General features: G+C 41.4%; 15 protein-coding genes. 6 read left to right on the top strand and 9 right to left on the bottom strand.

Features of this window, described 5'->3' with window-relative positions; translation table 11 throughout:
* Positions 1-32: 32 nt before the first annotated feature.
* The 7 genes from AN389_RS01885 to AN389_RS01915 all read right to left on the bottom strand — a co-directional run bounded on the left by AN389_RS01885 (position 33) and on the right by AN389_RS01915 (position 10,051).
* Positions 33-659 (bottom strand): TetR/AcrR family transcriptional regulator, encoded by a 627-nt coding sequence (locus AN389_RS01885; protein WP_055019147.1) that lies wholly within the window; start codon positions 657-659, stop codon positions 33-35.
* A 78-nt stretch (positions 660-737) separates the two neighbouring features.
* Positions 738-2,153 (bottom strand): efflux transporter outer membrane subunit, encoded by a 1,416-nt coding sequence (locus AN389_RS01890; protein WP_055019148.1) that lies wholly within the window; start codon positions 2,151-2,153, stop codon positions 738-740.
* On the bottom strand, positions 2,150-5,284 hold the full coding sequence (locus AN389_RS01895; protein ID WP_055013813.1) for an efflux RND transporter permease subunit: 3,135 nt from the start codon (positions 5,282-5,284) through the stop codon (positions 2,150-2,152). Before AN389_RS01895 ends, AN389_RS01890 begins: the two co-directional genes overlap by 4 nt.
* Before the next feature lie 15 nt (positions 5,285-5,299).
* Positions 5,300-6,466, bottom strand: a complete 1,167-nt coding sequence (locus tag AN389_RS01900) for an efflux RND transporter periplasmic adaptor subunit (RefSeq protein WP_055019149.1) — start codon at positions 6,464-6,466, stop codon at positions 5,300-5,302.
* A gap of 258 nt (positions 6,467-6,724) precedes the next feature.
* Positions 6,725-8,005: a hemolysin family protein gene (locus AN389_RS01905; RefSeq protein WP_055019150.1), complete on the bottom strand. Its 1,281-nt coding sequence runs from the start codon at positions 8,003-8,005 to the stop codon at positions 6,725-6,727.
* A 122-nt stretch (positions 8,006-8,127) separates the two neighbouring features.
* Positions 8,128-8,832, bottom strand: a complete 705-nt coding sequence (locus AN389_RS01910; RefSeq protein WP_055013816.1) for an ABC transporter substrate-binding protein — start codon at positions 8,830-8,832, stop codon at positions 8,128-8,130.
* A gap of 109 nt (positions 8,833-8,941) precedes the next feature.
* A complete protein-coding gene (locus AN389_RS01915; RefSeq protein ID WP_055013817.1) occupies positions 8,942-10,051 on the bottom strand; it encodes an arginase family protein in 1,110 nt (369 codons plus the stop codon).
* A gap of 433 nt (positions 10,052-10,484) precedes the next feature.
* On the opposite strand from AN389_RS01915, the gene udp reads away from it, so the two are divergent.
* Positions 10,485-11,240: a uridine phosphorylase gene (gene udp, locus AN389_RS01920; RefSeq protein ID WP_055013818.1), complete on the top strand. Its 756-nt coding sequence runs from the start codon at positions 10,485-10,487 to the stop codon at positions 11,238-11,240.
* Positions 11,241-11,304: 64 nt separating this feature from the next.
* Here udp and cdd read toward each other — a convergent pair whose 3' ends face one another.
* Positions 11,305-12,246, bottom strand: a complete 942-nt coding sequence (cdd, locus tag AN389_RS01925; RefSeq protein WP_055013819.1) for a cytidine deaminase — start codon at positions 12,244-12,246, stop codon at positions 11,305-11,307.
* 336 nt (positions 12,247-12,582) lie between these two features.
* Positions 12,583-15,228, bottom strand: coding sequence for a phosphoenolpyruvate carboxylase (gene ppc, locus AN389_RS01930; protein ID WP_055018025.1), 2,646 nt, complete (start codon positions 15,226-15,228; stop codon positions 12,583-12,585).
* Positions 15,229-15,348: 120 nt separating this feature from the next.
* Between ppc and AN389_RS01935 the strand changes: the two genes are divergently transcribed.
* The 5 genes from AN389_RS01935 to AN389_RS01955 all read left to right on the top strand — a co-directional run bounded on the left by AN389_RS01935 (position 15,349) and on the right by AN389_RS01955 (position 19,150).
* Positions 15,349-15,747 (top strand): thiol-disulfide oxidoreductase DCC family protein, encoded by a 399-nt coding sequence (locus AN389_RS01935; protein ID WP_055019151.1) that lies wholly within the window; start codon positions 15,349-15,351, stop codon positions 15,745-15,747.
* Positions 15,744-16,466: an SDR family NAD(P)-dependent oxidoreductase gene (locus tag AN389_RS01940; protein WP_055018026.1), complete on the top strand. Its 723-nt coding sequence runs from the start codon at positions 15,744-15,746 to the stop codon at positions 16,464-16,466. Before AN389_RS01935 ends, AN389_RS01940 begins: the two co-directional genes overlap by 4 nt.
* 9 nt (positions 16,467-16,475) lie before the next feature.
* Positions 16,476-17,087, top strand: coding sequence for a flavin reductase family protein (locus tag AN389_RS01945; protein ID WP_055019152.1), 612 nt, complete (start codon positions 16,476-16,478; stop codon positions 17,085-17,087).
* Positions 17,088-17,160: 73 nt separating this feature from the next.
* Complete coding sequence (locus tag AN389_RS01950; RefSeq protein ID WP_055019153.1) at positions 17,161-18,381, top strand: Xaa-Pro peptidase family protein; 1,221 nt, start codon at positions 17,161-17,163, stop codon at positions 18,379-18,381.
* A 109-nt stretch (positions 18,382-18,490) separates the two neighbouring features.
* The gene (locus AN389_RS01955; protein WP_055019154.1) at positions 18,491-19,150 is read left to right on the top strand and encodes a DsbA family oxidoreductase; all 660 of its coding nucleotides are present in this window, start codon (positions 18,491-18,493) and stop codon (positions 19,148-19,150) included.
* The last annotated feature ends 17 nt before the right edge of the window (positions 19,151-19,167 follow it).

Genomic DNA, 19,167 nt, shown 5'->3' on the forward strand with positions numbered 1-19,167 from the left:
AGCGAGTGCGATGACTCGCTTTTAATTTTCTATTACTTGGTTTTATCAAACGGCAATAACAGAGTTTTCATTGCAGGCCTCAGTGCAATTAACACCGTTTCTTCAGTGAGTTCTGGGTAGAGCATCTTACGAAGCAGTAACCCTGCCATCATCGAAAAAATAACATTAATACGGCTCTCAAGCTCTTGTTCATCCGTGTTTTTAAGCGCACTACGCTCACTGGTGAGCAGTTGGCGCATGCGAGAGCGTGCTTGAGTATCCATATCGCGCAAAAGCGAGGCCACCTTATTATTGCGACCTGCTTCCGCCATCATGTCTAAGTCAATCACACAAGCACCGGTATCCATATGCCTTTGCACACCAATGTTTAGGCCATCTATAAGCGCTTGTAAAACATCACCCGGGTGATCTTCAAACTCCTGAAAGATAGAGAACATTTCTTCCATGTCTTTAGCAATAATACTTTCAATTATTGCCTCTTTGCTTTCAAAGTAGTTATATATATGCCCAGCGCTCATACCCGCAGTTCGGGAAATTTCGGCCATACCCGCGCCGTGGTATCCCTTGCGTCTAAAACACTCTGCGGCAGCACTGAGCACCTGTTCACGCCTAGCTTGAGCTAAGGCTGGGTCTAAATGTCTTTTAGCCTTAGTGCTCATAACCCGACTCCAGTATTAAAGGCATACATAATATTCGATAAGCTAATTGCACAGCTTAATTTAATAGCACCTTTCATTTTACTGCTCTTGCACAGAAGTTTTAGCTACATTCCAACCACCACCTAAGGCTTTATACAAGTTGATTTGGCTGGCAAGGTATGCCTGCTGACCCGTTATTAACTGCTGTTGAGCCGAGTACCACGTGCGTTGGGCATCAAGTACCTGTAGGTAGCTATCAGCGCCTTTTTCGTAACGCATTTTTGATAAATCGTAAGTAAGCCGACGCGAACTAATTAGCATATCAAGGGCATCAAGTTGCTCTTTGTAGCCTTCTCTATCTGCTAATGCATCAGCGGTTTCACGAAACGCATTTTGAATTTTTTGTTGGTACGTCGCCACTGCAATTTTTTGTTCGGCCTTTGCTACATCAAGGTTTGCCTGATTACGCCCCATAGTAAAAATAGGTAAGTTTATCGACGGTACAAAGCTCCACGTGCCCGAGCCTGAATCGAACAAGCCACTTAAATCACTTGAGGCAGAGCCCGCATTAGCCGTTAAACTAATGCTAGGATAAAAAGCCGCACGCGCTATACCAATATTCGCATTCGCGGCTAATAAAGCATGTTCAGCGGCTTTAATATCAGGGCGCTGCGTAAGTAAATCAGAGGGTAAACCAACCGGTACTTCTGGTAAATCCAATAAATTGGTTAACGAATTAGTTGGCAATAAATCACTCGATACAGGCTGCCCTACCAGTAAATCTAATGCGCTTTTATCACGTTTTAACAAGCGTTTATACGTTGCTATATCCACTTTTGCAGTAGCGACAGTACTTTTAAGCTGCTCAAGCGTAATGGCCGATGTAGCGCCTAAATCAAAGCTTTTTTGCGTAAGCGAAAGTGACTCTTGTTGCGAGCTTAATGTTTCTTTAGCGAGTTCTAATAACTGTAAGTCGGTGGCGTAGTTTAGCCACGCATTAGCAAGTTCAGCAATAAGTGAAATTTGCGTGCTGTACTGAGTAAGCTCAGTGTTATAAAGGTTTTGCAGGGCTTGCTCTGATTGATTACGTACCTTGCCCCAAATATCCAACTCATAAGAAGTAATACCCACTGTAGCACTGTATTGTGAGCTAATTGTGGCTTCGCCACTACCTGACAACTCAGCAGGCAAACGCTGGCGTGTACCACTGGCGTTAAAATCTAACGATGGGTATAAAGCCGAGTCTTCAATTTGGTATAAGCCACGAACGCGCTGTACATTAAGCGCTGCAATTTGCATATCCTTATTATGCTCAAGGCTTAAGCCAATCAGGGTTTTTAATTTTTCATCGTTAAAAAATTGCTGCCAATGTAATTGCTGTGCTGATGCTTGCTCAGTGTCAGATGCATATGCATCTGGCACTGGTAAAGTAAGCTCTTTTTGCTCTGGCGCTAATTGGCAACCACTTAAAATAACAAGCGTAATAGCGCTTAAACTTAGACGTTTTTTGCTCATTGCGCGCGCTCCTTTTTGTCTTCGCTATTTGCCATAGGGAATAAACGACGAACTAATACAAAGAATAACGGCACAAATACCACGACTAAAATAGAAGAGGCAAGCGTACCACCAATAATTGAAATACCCAGTGCATTTTGTGCGCCTGAGCCAGCACTTGAGGCAATAGCAAGTGGAATAACACCACAAATAAAGGCCATAGATGTCATAAGTATTGGGCGTAAACGCAAGCGTACGGCAGCAACAGCCGCATCGACTAAGCTTAAGCCTTCTTGCATTTTATGAATCGCAAACTCTACAATTAATATTGCATTTTTAGAGGCAAGACCTATGGTGGTTAACAAACCAACCTGTAAGTATATATCGTTAGATAATCCAGCCGTTAGTGCAGCAACCATAGCGCCAAATATACCCAGTGGCACAATAAGCATTACAGCAAATGGTACCGACCAACTTTCATAAAGCGCTGCTAAACATAAAAATACAAACAACAGCGATAAACCATATAGCAATGGCGCTTGGCCGCTACTTGAGCGCTCTTGAAACGAAATACCGGTCCACTCAGAGGCAATACCATTAGGTAATTGCTTTACTAAGCGCTCCATTTCATCCATTGCTTGGCCTGTACTGTAACCTGGCGCAGCAGTACCTTGAATTTCCATTGCTGAAAAACCATTGTAACGCTCAAGACGCGGCGAGCCATAGGTCCAATGCGAACTTGCAAAGGCCGAAAATGGCACCATATCACCGCTATCATTACGTACATACCACTTATTTAAATCCTCTGGCACCATACGCGAATCGGCATCGCCTTGTAGGTAAACCTTTTTAACACGGCCGCGGTCAATAAAGTCATTTACATAACTACTACCCCACGCAGTTGCTAGGGTGCTGTTAATATTAGCTTGCGAAACGCCCAGTGCCTGAGCTTTAGCAAGGTCTACATCAAGTTGTAGCTCTGGCATATCTTCTTGACCATTAGGGCGTACGCCCGCAAGAATTGGGCTTTGGCTTGCTAATCCTAATAGCTGGTTACGCGCGGCCAGTAATGCATCGTGTCCAAGTCCAACACGGTCTTGTAAGAAAATATTAAAGCCATTAGCCGTGCCTAGCTCAACAATGGCAGGTGGCGGAAAGGCAAACACAAACGCTTCTTTAATGGTCGAAAAATAGCCCATTGCTTTACCTGCCACTGCTTGTACAGATAAACCTTCGCCTTGACGCTCATCCCAGTGCTTAAAGTTCACAAAAGCAATTGCTGAGTTTTGACCCGAGCCGGCAAAACTAAATCCAGTTACCGTGAAAATACCATTTACAGCATCCGATTGATCGTTCAAAAAGTGCTTTTCTACTTTTTTAACAACTTCTAGCGTTTCTTCCGTCGTTGAGCCTGCTGGCAGTGATACCTGATTAAACAAAATACCTTGGTCTTCATCTGGTAAAAATGCCGTTGGTAAGCTTGAAAAGATATACACCATACCCGCGACAATAAGGCCATAACATAAAAGATAGCGCTTAGATAAACGGATCATGCGACTCACAAAGCTTTGTGCGCCTGAATTAGTTTTATCAAACCCGCGATTAAAGCCACTGAAAAAACGACCGAATAACGAGCTGTTATCATGAACATGGCTTGGTTTTAAAAGCGTTGCACACAATGCTGGTGTTAAAATAAGCGCCACCAATACCGATAACCCCATTGCTGATACCAGCGTAATAGAAAACTGACGATAAATAACACCGGTTGAGCCACTAAAAAACGCCATCGGAATAAATACCGCCGACAGCACCATGGCAATACCTACAAGCGCGCCTTTAATTTCATCCATCGATTTACGTGTTGCCTCAAGCGCAGAAAGCTTTTCTTCGCTCATTACACGTTCAACGTTTTCTACTACAACAATGGCATCATCTACCAGTAGGCCTATGGCAAGTACCATAGCAAACATGGTTAATGTATTTATTGAATAACCAAACGTGTACAAAATACCAAAAGTACCTAGCAACACCACTGGCACAGCAATCGTTGGAATAAGCGTAGCGCGGAAGTTTTGTAGAAACAGATACATAACCACAAAAACCAGTACCACTGCTTCTATTAACGTATGAACCACTTTTTCAATCGATAGCGACACAAACGGTGTAGTGTCGTATGGTACAACAACGTCTAATCCTTCAGGGAAGAACGCCTTAAGCTCTGCAATTGCAGCTTTTACACCTTCGGCTGTATCAAGGGCATTTGCACCACTGGCAAGCTTAATACCTAAGCCCGATGCAGGTTTTCCATCGTAACGTGCTACAACACGGTAGCTCTCGCCGCCGAGCTCTACACGCGCTACATCTTCAAGGCGTACAAACGAGCCATCAGCGTTTGCTTTTACTATAATTTGTTCAAACTCTGCTGCGGTTTGCAAACGGCTTTGCGCTGTCACCGTTGCATTGAGCTGCTGGCCTTCAACCGCTGGCATGCCGCCTAATTGACCAGCAGATACTTGCGCATTTTGGGCACTAATTGAAGTGCTAATATCCGCAGGTGTTAATTTATAATTTTGCAGCTTAGCTGGATCTAACCAAATACGCATAGCATATTGAGAGCCAAATAACTGAACTTCACCTACCCCTTCAACACGCGAGACAATATCTTGCACATTCGATGAGACATAATCACCAATGTCGATATTCGTCATACTGCCGTCTTTTGATACAAAACCTAAAACCATTAAAAAGTTACGTGCAGATTTTGCCACCGATACGCCCTGTCTTTGTACTTCTTCAGGGAGTAAAGGGGTCGCTGTGGCTAACTTGTTTTGCACTTGTACCTGTGCAATGTCTGGGTCTGTGTCGGCACTAAATGAAAGCGTAAGCGTAGCTGAACCGCTCGACTCAGACGTAGATGACATATACAACAAGCCATCAAGTCCTTTCATTTTTTGCTCTATAACCTGAGTAACCGTATCTTCTAAAGTACGAGCTGATGCCCCAGGGTAAGTAGCGGTAATACTAATTGCTGGCGGTGCAATTGACGGGTATTGTGCTATGGGTAAGCTTTGAATAGCCAACACACCTGCAAGCATAACCACGATGGCAAGTACCCACGCAAAGATGGGTCTGTCGATAAAAAATCGTGACATTAAAACTCTCCGTTATTACGCTTTGTCGGCTGTTGCAGACGGTGGAACTTCTGAAGGGCTAACTGGTGCACCTGGGCGAATTTTTTGTAAGCCTTCAACAATTACTTTATCGCCATCAGCTAACCCGTCGGTTACTAACCAGTTAGAGCCAATCGTTCTATCTACTTTTAACACGCGGCTTTCAACGGTGTTTTCTTTGCTTACCACCATAGCTGTTGGCTCGCCTTTTGTATTACGGCTAACTCCACGTTGCGGCACTAAAATAGCATTTTGTTTAACGCCTTCAACAACTGAGGCACGCACGTACATGCCAGGTAATAATAATTTGTCAGGGTTTGGGAATTTAGCTCTTAAAGTAACCGATCCCGTGCTTGGGTCTACAGTCACTTCTGAAAACTGTAATGTGCCTTTGAGCGGGTAAGCTGAACCATCTTCCATTTGCAGTTCAACATCAGTTTGTGATTGTGAATCAACACTTAAAGTGCCTGATGCAATGGCTTTTTTTAGTTGGGTTAGCTCGTTACTTGATTGCGTTAAATCGACATAAATAGGGTCAAGCTGAGTCACTGTTGCAAGTGCTGTCGATTGGTTTGCACTTACAAGTGCACCAACGGTAACACTCGATTTACTAATTTGACCGCTGATTGGTGAAGATACGTGGCTGTAATCGAGATTAATTTGTGCAGACTTAAGCTGGGCCTTTGCTGTTAATAGTTCGGCTTTTGCTTGTTTTTGCGCGGCATCGGCCTCGTCATAGTCTTGTTGACTTACGGCTTTAATTTTTAAAAGCTCGCTATAACGTGACGCTTTAGATTTAGTGCTCGCAATACTTGCCTCAGCGCGAGCTACAGCCGCCTCGCTTGCTGCAAGATCTGCTTCAAAGGTCGCGGGGTCAATTTGGTATAGCGCTTGGCCTTTTTCTACTTGAGCCCCCTCTTTAAATAACCGAGACTGCACAATGCCGCTTACTTGCGGGCGAATCTGTGCAATTTGAAAAGCACTAACGCGACCAGGAAGTTCCTTTTTTAGTGTAAGCGCTTGGCTTTTTAAAGTAATAACACCAACAGGTACTGCTTGTGGCGCTGAAGCTTGTTGCGACTCAGCTGCTTGATCGCAACCTGTTAAAGCAACAGACCCAATAAGAGCTGTTAATACAAATAAAGCGGTGCGAGAACGCTGCATGATAAATACCTTTTAATCTATTTATGTCTAGAGTGAACGATCATTCTAAAGTAAATCTAAAGGATAATAAATTAAAACAGCTTCAAATTTACACTAACTTACAGTTGCATAATTAAACTACGCCATAGGTTGTAGTTGGTGTTAATTAGATGAAAATTAAATAAAACAGTATGAAAAATAAACTTAAAAGCGATTCGCTAATTACCTACGCGCAACAAAAAAGCCAAGCTAAGCTTGGCTTTAAACGTAAATTTAGGTCTAGTTCTTGATTCGGGACACCAGTAATTGCTCTACTCTAATCCCCTCAACATCAACTACTTCAAACTTAAACCCGTTAAAGCTTACATGTTCAGCCCGTTTAGGAATACGCTTCATTGTGTATATTAAAAACCCCGCCACCGTTTCATAATGCATTTGCTCAGGAAACTCTTCAATATCTAATACTTTTGCTAAATCAGTAATGGGGGTTAAGCCATCTACCAACCATGAGCAATCATCACGCTTTACAATAAGTTCATCGCCTTGGTGGGTAATTAAATCGCCCATAAAGCCTTTCATTAAATCTTTTACAGTTACAATGCCAACCAATAACGCATACTCATTTACCACTACCGCAAACGGTTTAGCGGCACTTTTGAATGCATTTAACGCCTCAGATAGGCTCAAAGTTTCGGGCAGGTAAAAAATATCCGTCTCTACTAGCTCTTGTTTAATGGTTGCAAGCTCACCTTTAAGCACTTGGCGTAATATATCTTTTGACTCAATAGAGCCGCGTAATTTATCTAAATTCCCTGATACCACTAAAAAATGATTGTGGGGGCTTTCAATAATTTTAGTGGCTATATCGTGGCTGCTTTCATCTAAATCAAAATACACTATTTGGTCTCGCGGAGTCATCACACTCGATAAAAAGCGCGCCTCTAGTTCAAACACATTGCCAATTAGCTCGTACTCTTGCTGTTGTAAGCTACCGTATTCTGCACCTGCCTCCATCATCGCCACAATGTCTTCTGTAGTCACACTATCTTCTCGCTCTGCAGGTACTTTAAATAGGCGCAGCACACAATTAGTTAAACCATTAAAAAACATAACTAACGGTGTAAGTGCAAACGTAACCCAACGCATAATGATTACCACACGCACTGCAACTGCTTCGGGCATGATCATAGCTAAGCGCTTCGGCATTAAATCAGCAAATAAGATAAACAAAGAAGTAATAGTAAAAAACGAAAATATAAAACTGATTTTATCAAGGTGGGCGCCTTGATAAAAAAGCATCAATACATTTTTTACATAGGGCGATAAAGCTTGCTCACCAACAATCCCACCTAAAATAGCAATGGCGTTTAGGGAAATTTGAATCATTGCAAAAAACGCCCCCGAATTTTCTTGCAACTTTAATACTGCACGCGCGTTATCACTGCCTTCATCGGCCATCACACGTAGCTTAATTTTACGCGACGCTGCAATGGCGATTTCCGACATAGCAAATAACGCACTCATCAAGATCAATAAGCTAATCCCGATCAAATCACCCATTTAACGCTCCAAAAAGTTAGCGCTTTTTTCAATAAAAAGCAGCTGATTATAGACGCTTTTTTAAACGCGGCAATTAATATTTGCGACTTTACAACAAAAACCAGTAAGCCTTTGATTAGCAATTACTTATTTTTATATTTAGCTTCATCAAAAGCGAGCGAGAGTCTATCTTGTAGGCTTTGTGGCATGTTTTTATTACAGGCAAAGTACAAAGGGGAGTTTTGTGTATTGAGGGTTAATATAGGTTCTAATAACTTTAGCTTTGGCTCAAATTGTGCTCGGTAGTTAAATTGTTTTTTACTTAAAATAACAAAGTCGAGAATATCGTGCCGTGTGCTTATTAATTTATCTATTTTGTCTAAGCTATCAATTATAAGTAAGTTTTTAGACTCACTGAAGCCACGCTCTAACAAATAATGGTGGCTAAAATTGTCCCTAAGCACCGCTGTTTTATATTGTTTAGCATCGTTAAGCGTTTTTAAACGAATATTGCGCGATTTGAGCGCATAAATAGCAGAGTCAAAACTTTCAAGTTCAGCCACCCAGCTAAATTTATCTTCGCGTTTAGGCAGCCTTACAATAGAAAATATACAGGTATTTGTGTCTCTTAACACTGCGTTATAAGACACAGCCCAACTTTGCGCTAGCATAGTGTATTTTATATCTGTGTTGGCAAGTGCGTTTCTTACTTTGTCTACAGAACGCCCTGCTAGCCGATTGTTCTCATCAATATACTGAAAATCGGGGAATACCTCGGTCACTATTGTAATTTCAGCTGCATTGAGCCTTATGCATACAAAGCACAACAAAAGTACATACAACTTCATTCAGCTTCGCCTCAAAACTAAACAGATATTAACAAACTATAGCTGAGAGTAGCTGAACCGCTAGTTTTTAATCTAGCCCTATACGCTGATAGGACTAGATTTTTTATAACTATTTATTCATTGCGCCGATTAAAAACGCTGAGATTTTTGCGCCTTCACGTAATGTAGTTTCCGAGCTTGCTTGCCCTACCAACGAGCTGTCGGTGAACGGCGCAATTTCCATCATATCAGCGCCCGTAATAGGAAACTCATCAGCAATGGCTTGTAAAATATCCAAAGCGTGTTGCGGCGTTAAGCCATTGTCTTCTGGTGTGCCCGTTGCTGAGGCAAACTCCGCATCAAGTGCATCTATATCAAAGCTTACATACACTTCATCTACGTTATCAGCTTTTAACTGTGCAATGGTTTCAGCAGCAACCGCTTTAGCACCACGTTCTATTATTTCAGCAGCCCAATGCTGTTTAACGCCAAAGGTGCTTTCCCAATGCGCTTTTGGTTTACCGCTTGAGCGTATACCAAATTGAATTAAATGATGCGGCGCTGGTAAAAATTCTAAAATATGTGTACACCACGAACCAAAGCATAAATCTATACCTAAACGCTCTACTAATAAGTCAGTATGTGCGTCAAAATGAATTATAGCAGTTCGCTTACCTTGCTCACGCTTTGCTTTTAAATACGCTTTAGTTAGTGGGTAGCTAATTGAATGATCGCCACCAATGCCAAAAATACCCTTGTCTTTAAACGTTGCATAAAAGCTATCGCACACGTCTTCAGTAATTGAAAGCGGGCTTACGTAATAGTCATCATTTTCATCACCGTAAAGGGCTTTTTGACAATTAGAAATGGTTGCATCGTTTAAGTATTTATCGTGCAATAAGTGAGGAATTACCCTCACATCGCCTAAATCGAATGAGTGACACTGCGGTTGTTGATCTATCAGCGCAGAGCGCAAAAATAATGGCCCCCAGTTTGCTCCACGTAGAATGCCACCGCCACAATCTGAGCTAATACCTAACATAACCGCTTTATGAGGAGACTCAGGCAGCTGTGTTAAAGAGTTTCGCCACAAAACATCAACATTCTCGCTTTGCCCATATAATTTATTACGTAATGCCGCTTTACGCTCTTTGGCGGTATTCACGGTAAATACACCGTCGCCTGGGGCACATAAACAGTGCTCTACTTTACGTTTAAACGCGTCAAATTGTGTGCTCATAATAAATCCTATACTTGTGTTTTTATTCATGCGGTTTTGATTAGTTATGCAAATATTAAAATTATCGGCTTAATTACCTAAAACACTCTGCGCGCTCACTTATTGAACTAGCAATTAATACACGCTTGAAAAATCGATGTTTAAATAAAGCCAAAATCAATACATAACCATTTGTTATAAAACAATTAAAAACGTTTTAAACCACATACTGATAAATTGAAATTATCACCATAACCAATACATATAGACTCTAAATTAACAAGTCAACTCCTCTTGTTTTAACACCCTTTAAGTCTATGGTTTAATATTCAATGTGGATGAATAAAGCCAGCATATACGTGTATTTTTCAACATCGGACATACGTCCTGTACATAGTTTACATTTGTCGCAATGATGCTAGATTGACAACAAATTTTATAAAAAGGCTTAGTTATGGAAAAGGTATTTCACTTAGGATTATGTATTGACGATTTAAAAGGGGCGCAACTTGCTATTGTCCCGGGCGATCCTGATCGTGCTGCACGCATTTCTCAATTCCTAGACAACCCAACCTGCCTTGCTCAAACACGTGAGTTTCATGTTTATTTAGGTCAGTTGAATGGTCACTCTGTAGTGATTTGTTCAACCGGTATTGGCGGCCCGTCTACATCAATTGCAGTAGAAGAATTAGCGCAACTTGGTGTACGTACTTTTTTACGTATTGGTACTACAGGTGCGATTCAGCCACATATTAACGAAGGTGATATTTTAGTAAGCCAAGCATCAGTGCGTTTAGATGGTGCAAGCCAGCACTTTGCGCCGCTTAGCTACCCTGCGGTATCAGACTTTTTTGCTACGCAAGCTATGGTGCAAGCATGTAAAAACCTAAACATTGATTTTCATATTGGTATTACAGCATCAAGCGATACGTTCTACCCAGGTCAAGAGCGTTACGATACGCACTCTGGCTATGTACCAAAGTCATTACAAGGTAGCTGTGAAGAATGGCAAAACCTAGGCGTAATGAACTACGAAATGGAGTCGGCTACATTATTTACCATGTGTGCAGCCCTTGGCCTTAAAGCTGCGTGTGTTGCCGGTGTGTTGGTAAACCGTACTCGTCAAGAAATTCCAAATGTTGACCACGGTGAAATTGAGAAAAAATCTGTAGCAGTGGTATTAGAAGCTGCAAAAGTACTATTAGGCTAATCCTTTTTAGCACTTTAATTAAACGTATAAAGCACAGCAATGGCTGTGCTTTATTGTTTTTAGCTTAACCTAAACTCTGGTTACCCAGCGGTGCGCTAATCAATTTTATTTCAGGTAGGTTGTCAAAGCTTGCAAGTACAGCACGCGCTACTCCCCCTTGGTTTTCACGGCCTTGTGTTTCTAACAGGGTGATTGATTTAACCGTATTACCATTAAAACTAAGTCCCGCCAAAAACAGCTGGCTAAGCGCACTTTGTAGTGGCGAAAGGCTTGGGCTGTATGCTGCATTTTCTGCGTAACTGCCATAAAAGTCACCATTCTCAAATGTACTAATCTTTACCGCACTAAAATTTTGGCTATAGGGTACATATGCACTAAGTGCAATTGATGCTAATTTTTCATCAAGCTCAGTATTGGCAAACGTTTGCTGGTGAGGCTTAGGATTAAACAAACTGAATTCGTTACCTAAATCGGTAGGCCCAAATGAATGCGGTAATAAATCGGCTAGTTTAAAGTGTTGCTTTGGCAATAAAATATCAAACTCTTTAGCATCGGCCAGTTCATTCATAAACTGTCTACAGTAACCGCATGGCGCATCACTTATAGCGATTTTAACTATTTTTTTAGCGCCATTTAACCACGCATTATTAATCGCCGACTGCTCTGCATGAACTACTAAGCTAAGTGCTTGATGATCAAACTCTACATTAGCACCAAAATAAAAATTTACATCGCCTTGCTCATCAAGCGCTTTAACAATAGCACCCACATGAAAGTGTGAAACGGGAGCCACTGAAAATTCTGAGGCAAGCGGTACCAAACCTTGTAATAACGCATCATCGGATACATTAAATTGCGTACATAGCTGTTTTATATTATTAGAATTTAATATGCCGCGTTGGGTTTTTAGCTGACCACGTAAAGCGTGAGTTTGCGCTACGCTTAAAGAGATATGTGAATTTGTAAGGGCTGTGTCTTGTTGCACAGTAAAAGTTGCTGAAGCCATAACATATTATAATTATTTAATGGCCAAGTAGTTTAAAAGGTTAAGGTTAGAATTACTAGGACTATTGACCTTTGTGGTTAACATTTGTTCAGACTAGATGTGTTTTATGCGCGTCTTAAACTTTGATGCCTAGCGTGTTCGATAACTGCTCCTGTGCTATTTTAATGACTTACGTTCAGTAAAGCTAAACAATGCATCCACACCTTATCAAGCCTCATATAGGCCGTAAAAGTTAATCCTTAGGTTATTAAATAAAAAAGGGAACACAGCGTGTTCCCTTTTAAAATACCGATTACATTAAATTAGTGATTTACTATCACGTCATAAAATTACTTATTAACCTGTATTACGCATACCTGCAGCAATACCTGTCATAGTGATCATTAAGGCGTTATCAATGTCACCTTCGCTGCCTTTTTCACTTGAACGCGCACGTCGTAGTAACTCAACTTGCAGTACATTAAGCGGATCCGTGTACGGATTACGAAGCGCAATCGATTCCTTTATCCATGGTTGGTCCGCTAGTAAGCTATTTTGAGGACTAAGAGACTGTACAAGGCTAATTGCCTCTTCAAGCTCTTTACGCAGTGACACACCCAGTGGTTTGTACATATCTTCCACCAGCGCGTTATCGTAATGCTCACTTAACCAGCTATCAGCTTTACTAAATACCATTTCTAGCATTTCTAGACGCGCTCTGAAAAACGGCCATTGCAAGCTCATTTCATGAAGTGTTTCTAAGCCATACTTATCAAGCGCTGCTTTTAAGCCTGTTAATGCACCTAGCCATGCAGGTAACATTAAACGGTTTTGACTCCATGCAAAAATCCAAGGGATAGCACGTAAGCTTTCAACGCCGCCATTTGGATTACGCTTAGCAGGACGTGAGCCTAATGGTAATTTAGACAGCTCAAGCTCGGGAGTGGCCATTCTAAAGTAAGGTACAAAGTTTTCATCATGACGAACCACATTACGGTAGTGCTCACACGATTGCTCACTTATTAACTTCATTACTTCACGCCACTGCGGTTTTGGCTCTGGCGGTGGTAATAAGTTACTTTGCAGTACTGCACCTGCGTAAATATTTAAGCTTTGCAGTGCAACATCGGGTAAACCAAACTTAAAGCGGATCATCTCGCCCTGCTCAGTTACACGCAAGCCGCCTTTTAACGAACCCGGTGGTTGTGAATGCAGTGCCTGTGCGGCAGGTGCGCCACCGCGCCCGACTGTACCACCACGACCATGGAATAAAACAAGCTCTATGCCACGCTCATCGGCAAGCTGTACTAATTTATCCATTGCCTCGTACTGCGCCCAACCTGCAGCCATCATGCCGGCATCTTTGGCAGAATCTGAATAACCAATCATCACATTTTGGGTATTTTTAATATGCCCGCGGTACCACACATTATCAAGCAGTGTAGTAATTACATCGCTACCTGCATTTAAATCGTCAAGTGTTTCAAACAATGGCGCAACAGGTAAATCAAACTGACAGCCACTTTCTTTTAACAGTAGTTGTACCGCTAAAATATCAGAGGCAGTACGCGCCATTGAAATAATGTATAAGCCAAATGTATTTTCATCTTGCTGTGCAATAACATCAAAGGTATCGAGTACCTCTTGCACTTCTGGGCTAGGTTGCCAATTTTTAGGGATTAGCGGGCGACGAGAATTAAGCTCGGTAAGCAAAAATGCTTGCTTGTCTTGCTCTTGCCATTGGTTGTAATCACCTAAGCCTAAGTGGCGTGTTAGCTCTGAAAATACGTCGCTGTGACGGTCTGAATCTTGGCGTACATCAAGTTTTGCCAAACGCAGTCCAAAGCTATTAATACGGTGCAATAAATCAAGTAATAAGCCATCGGCGACTACTTTCATGTTGCACTTTAATAATGAGCGGTAACACACTTCTATCGGGTGTTTAATTTGATTAATATCAGTAATTAAGTCTTGTGAATCACTGCGCTTGTTTTTAATTTTAGCGCCTAAATGAGCCACGGTTTCAGCAACTTGCGTTTTAAGTTTTTTAATTACTGCACGGTATGGTTCAAACTCTTGCCCCGCAAGTTCAATGAGCTCATCGCTTGCATCAGACATAGAAAGCTCAGCGCACAATGTTTTTAAGTCTTGAATATATAAATTAAGCGCCATCCAGCGACCGTGATCAAGTACTTCAGAAGTCACTTGCGCAGTCACAAATGGGTTACCATCGCGGTCTCCCCCCATCCAAGAAGTAAACTCAATAGGGCTGTAATCGATGGGTAATTCTAAACTTAAATGCTCTTTTACTTGTTCTGAAAACTCACGTAAAAAACGCGGCACAGCGTGCCACAAGCTATTTTCAATTACCGCATAGCCCCATTTAGCCTCATCAATTGGCGTCGGGCGCGAACGACGAATGTCGTCCGTGTGCCACGCTTGGCTAATAAGCTGTGCAATACGGTTTAAAATAGCAGTGCGTTCTTGCTCTAAATTATCTTTGCGTTCAAGTGATGCTAAACATTCACTGAGTTCAACCTGTTTGTTGATCATTGTTCGGCGTGTCACCTCGGTTGGGTGAGCCGTTAATACTAAGTTTATGTGGAGTTTTGAGAGTGTTTCGGCCAGGTGATTACTGTCTAATTGGCCTTCTTTTGCTTTTGCAGTTAACGTTTTTAATGTTTGAGTGAGAGGGTTTAGTTGGCAAAAGCCAACATCATTAAAACGCGAAACAGTGTGGAACTGCTCTGCTACATTAGCTAAATTTAAAAAATGATTAAATGAACGGGCAACCGGTAAAAGCTCTTCATCACTAAGCGCATGTAGTACCTCAATTAGCGCTTGTCTGTCGTCTTCGTTACCACTGCGAGATGACTTTGATAAAGCACGAATTTCTTCTACCTTATCTAAAATCGCTTGTCCTTGGGCATCCTTAATAGTTTGTCCTAATAACTGCCCTAGTAAATTAACATTTCCTCGCAAGGCGGCATATTGTTCACTCATTTCTCAGTCTCCTTTGTTTCATGGAATGCTATTAATATCATTATGAGCGCATATTTAATAGATCCATTTGCAATGGTATGTCGTAAAAAAGTATATGAAAAATAAACGTTAAGTTATTTTATGATCATTTTTTATGACGGCAATTGTCCATTATGTAGCACTGAGATGACAAAATTAAAACAGGCTGACACCGGCAATAAAATCCAGCTTGAAGATTTAAATGCGCCCGATTTTAGTGACCGCTATTCATATATTGATAAAAATAAAGCAATGAATCATTTACATGCACAAACATTTTCCGGTGAAATGATTTACGGGTTAGATGTGACTTATCACGCATGGAAAACCGTTGGAAAACACACCTGGTTGAAAATTTTTCGCTTGCCTATAATTAGTTTTTTCGCTGACTGTGGTTATTTACTTTTTGCCAAATACAGACAAACGCTAAGCCGACTGTTAATGCCAAATACACAGTGCACCAACGGACAATGCCGTGTTAAATCAAAAGGTGCTAAATGAAAACAATTGTATTATTTGGCGCAAGTAGTGCCATTGCAAAAGCTTATATAGAGCAGCTACAAATAAATACACCCACTCATCAAATTGTTTGTGTTAGCTCAAAGAGTATTGATTTTGAGGGGAGTGTTGTACATTTTAAAACTGATTACACAACACCTTGCCTAGCGCGCGTTAGTGCTTACTTAAAAGAGCAAAGCGCTGAAATTGAACAGGTTGTTATATTTAACGGTATGCTGCATAGCACATCTCATATGCCCGAAAAAAAACTTGAAGATATAGACGCTGAGTATTTCAGCCAACTTCTAAACTCAAACACGCTAACCCCTCTGCTTTGCCTGCAAAGTATTTTGCCACTTTTAACACACAAAACGCAGTGCAATATTACCGCACTTAGTGCGCGTGTAGGCAGCATTAACGACAACAAGTTAGGCGGTTGGTATACGTATCGCGCCTCCAAAGCTGCTTTAAATATGCTTTTCAAAACCGCTGCGATTGAGCTTGCACGGCGCGCCAAAAATACCAAATTAGTATTATTCCATCCAGGTACTACCGATACAGCCCTTTCTAAGCCATTTCAAAAAAATGTACCTGCGGGTAAGCTTTTTAGTACCGAATTTGTGGCAAAACAGCTTTTTACACTTACATTTAATAACCCTCATTTAGAACTCAATGGTGCGCCTGCCTATTTAGACTGGCAAGGTGAAACCATACCGTGGTAAGGAACTTTAATGCATTTTACTAAAGAGCGAATAAACGCACTTGAAAAACACACCCGTACTCATTTAATTAACTCGCTTTCGGGTTATAAAAGCGCCAATTTAATTGGCACCCAAGATAAGCAAGGCAATACCAATCTCGCCATTGTTAGCTCTGTCATTCACCTTGGTGCACACCCGCCGCTGGTTGGCATGATAATGCGCCCAAACAGTGTGCCACGCCATACATTCGAAAACATAATCGAAACGGGTAGCTACACCATTAACCAAGTTAACAAAGCTATTTATAAACAAGCGCATCAAACATCGGCCCGTTACCCTAAAGGCGAATCAGAGTTCAATGCGACCGGTTTAACGCCAGAATACCTAAATGACTTTACAGCGCCATTTGTGCAAGAGTCACGATTAAAATATGCGGTAAATTATGTTGAGCACCAACACTTAGCCGTAAATGGCACTGAGCTGGTTATAGGTGAAATTACCGATGTTTACTTAGATGAAGTTGTCTTGCAAAGCGATGGCTTTTTAGATTTACAGGCTATTGAAACAGTTGCTGTGACGGGGCTTGATAGCTACCATACAGGCAACAAACTATCTCGTTTACCTTATGCTAAAAAGCCTTAATATGTATGTCGTCGCATAATGTTGAATTACTGTTTTAGATTAAACACAATGCCTAAAAACCAAGGAGACATTTATGGCCACAGTAGGCGTTGGTACGCAAACAAGTGAACAAGCACTGGCAAGTTTAAGTAATATGACATGCAAAGTGACCCCCATACAAGTAGATGAATATTTGCAGCGTATTGCTAAAGCACAAGCATACATGCAAGCTAATAATATTGATGCCATATACTTAAATGCAGGCACTAATCTCACCTACTTTACAGGTATGAAATGGTACGCAAGTGAGCGCATGGTTGGTGCCATTTTACCTGCTATTGGTGAAGTACAATACATTGCCCCGTATTTTGAAATTGGCACCCTAAATGGGTTTAAAGTGGTTGAGGGGCCTATTCATGGTTGGCAAGAGCACGAGAGCCCCTACTCGCTTTTTGTAAATGTATTAAAGCAGCTTAACGTAAGCGACACCGCCACTATAGGCATTGATGAAAGCGCGCAGTTTTTTATATTTGACGGTATTAACAAAGCGCAAAAAGGCTTTAATCTAATCAATGCACAAAGCGTTACTGCACATTGTAGAATGCATAAGTCGGTAAATGAATTAGCGCTTATGCAATGTGCAATGGACATGACTTTAGCTGTACATCAAGCAACCGCAAGTATGCTTTACGAAGGTATTACCACCACAGAAGTAGAGGCTTTTATAAAAAAAGCGCATCAAAAGGTAGGCGCACCAGGTAACTATTTTTGTATTGTTTTATTTGGTGTTGCAACGTCTTTTCCGCACGGTGTTAAAGACCCTCAAGTCCTTAAAAAAGGCGATATGGTACTAATTGATACCGGCTGTAAAGTACACGATTACCTATCGGATATTACCCGTACTTATGTATATGGCGAACCAACAATGCGCCAACGAATGTTTTGGGATCACGAAAAAGCAGCGCAACTCGCCGCGTTTAATGCAGCCAAGATTGGTGTTACGTGTGAAGAGGTTGATGCAGGGGCTCGTAACTATTTAGCGGCTCAAGGATTGGGGCCACAGTATCAAACACCCGGCTGCCCACATCGTACTGGTCATGGTATTGGCTTAGATATTCATGAATGGCCATACTTAGTTGGTGGTGATAAAACCCCACTTGCCCCTGGCATGTGTTTTAGTAATGAGCCAATGCTAGTTATACCCGATGAGTTTGGCGTACGTTTAGAAGATCATTTTTATATGACCGACAACGGTCCACATTGGTTTACACAACCAAGTTATAGTATTGACGACCCGTTTGGGCTTAACGCTTAAACCCTTTAATAAAGAGCAGCCATTAGCTGCTCTTTTTAGTTTAAGGATTGATAATACATACTTCATCCCAATATCCCTTTTATACCAAGCAATCCGCAAAAGGATGAATATGAAAAACTTTAAAATTGATATCGTGTCAGACGTAATGTGCCCATGGTGCGTAATAGGTTATAAAAACCTAGAGACAGCGCTTGGCCAACTTAAAGACGAAATGAGTGCAGATATTACGTGGCATCCTTTTGAGCTAAACCCTGATATGCCACTTGAGGGTCAAGATTTAAACGAACACTTAATGCAAAAGTACAACCTGACTGAAGAGCAAGGCGATGAAAATCGTAAAAACATGTTTGAAGCTGGAAAGCGTGCTGGCTTTACGTTTAATTTTGATGGCAAACGTATCATGATAAATAGCTTTGATTTGCACCGCTTACTTACATGGGCGCGCGAACAAGGCAAACAAACACAGTTAAAACTCGCCTTTTTTGAAGCGCACTTCACCGATTTAAAATACTTAAATCAAGAAGACGCACTGCTTGATGTAGTAGAAAGTGTTGGCCTTGATAAAGAACAGGCGCGTAGTATTTTGCACTCAGATAAATACGTACAAACAGTGCGCCAAGAGCAAGAGCGCTTTAAGCAATTAGGTATTACCTCGGTCCCTACGTTTATCATAAACGATAAATATGCTATCAGTGGCGGACAACCAAGTGATTCATTTATTCAAGCACTAAAACAAATTAGTGAAGAAGAAGCCAAGCAAGAAGTTTAGCAAGTAAGCTGCTGTTT

This window comes from Pseudoalteromonas sp. P1-7a (genome assembly GCF_001401855.1).
Taxonomy (GTDB): domain Bacteria; phylum Pseudomonadota; class Gammaproteobacteria; order Enterobacterales; family Alteromonadaceae; genus Pseudoalteromonas.

Bases quoted from the DNA above. Each gene is read 5' to 3' on its own strand.
- AN389_RS01885 (WP_055019147.1), bottom strand. From the start codon at position 659: ATGAGCACTAAGGCTAAAAGACATTTAGACCCAGCCTTAGCTCAAGCT.
- AN389_RS01890 (WP_055019148.1), bottom strand. From the start codon at position 2,153: ATGAGCAAAAAACGTCTAAGTTTAAGCGCTATTACGCTTGTTATTTTA.
- AN389_RS01895 (WP_055013813.1), bottom strand. From the start codon at position 5,284: ATGTCACGATTTTTTATCGACAGACCCATCTTTGCGTGGGTACTTGCC.
- AN389_RS01900 (WP_055019149.1), bottom strand. From the start codon at position 6,466: ATGCAGCGTTCTCGCACCGCTTTATTTGTATTAACAGCTCTTATTGGG.
- AN389_RS01905 (WP_055019150.1), bottom strand. From the start codon at position 8,005: ATGGGTGATTTGATCGGGATTAGCTTATTGATCTTGATGAGTGCGTTA.
- AN389_RS01910 (WP_055013816.1), bottom strand. From the start codon at position 8,832: ATGAAGTTGTATGTACTTTTGTTGTGCTTTGTATGCATAAGGCTCAAT.
- AN389_RS01915 (WP_055013817.1), bottom strand. From the start codon at position 10,051: ATGAGCACACAATTTGACGCGTTTAAACGTAAAGTAGAGCACTGTTTA.
- udp (WP_055013818.1), top strand. From the start codon at position 10,485: ATGGAAAAGGTATTTCACTTAGGATTATGTATTGACGATTTAAAAGGG.
- cdd (WP_055013819.1), bottom strand. From the start codon at position 12,246: ATGGCTTCAGCAACTTTTACTGTGCAACAAGACACAGCCCTTACAAAT.
- ppc (WP_055018025.1), bottom strand. From the start codon at position 15,228: ATGAGTGAACAATATGCCGCCTTGCGAGGAAATGTTAATTTACTAGGG.
- AN389_RS01935 (WP_055019151.1), top strand. From the start codon at position 15,349: ATGATCATTTTTTATGACGGCAATTGTCCATTATGTAGCACTGAGATG.
- AN389_RS01940 (WP_055018026.1), top strand. From the start codon at position 15,744: ATGAAAACAATTGTATTATTTGGCGCAAGTAGTGCCATTGCAAAAGCT.
- AN389_RS01945 (WP_055019152.1), top strand. From the start codon at position 16,476: ATGCATTTTACTAAAGAGCGAATAAACGCACTTGAAAAACACACCCGT.
- AN389_RS01950 (WP_055019153.1), top strand. From the start codon at position 17,161: ATGGCCACAGTAGGCGTTGGTACGCAAACAAGTGAACAAGCACTGGCA.
- AN389_RS01955 (WP_055019154.1), top strand. From the start codon at position 18,491: ATGAAAAACTTTAAAATTGATATCGTGTCAGACGTAATGTGCCCATGG.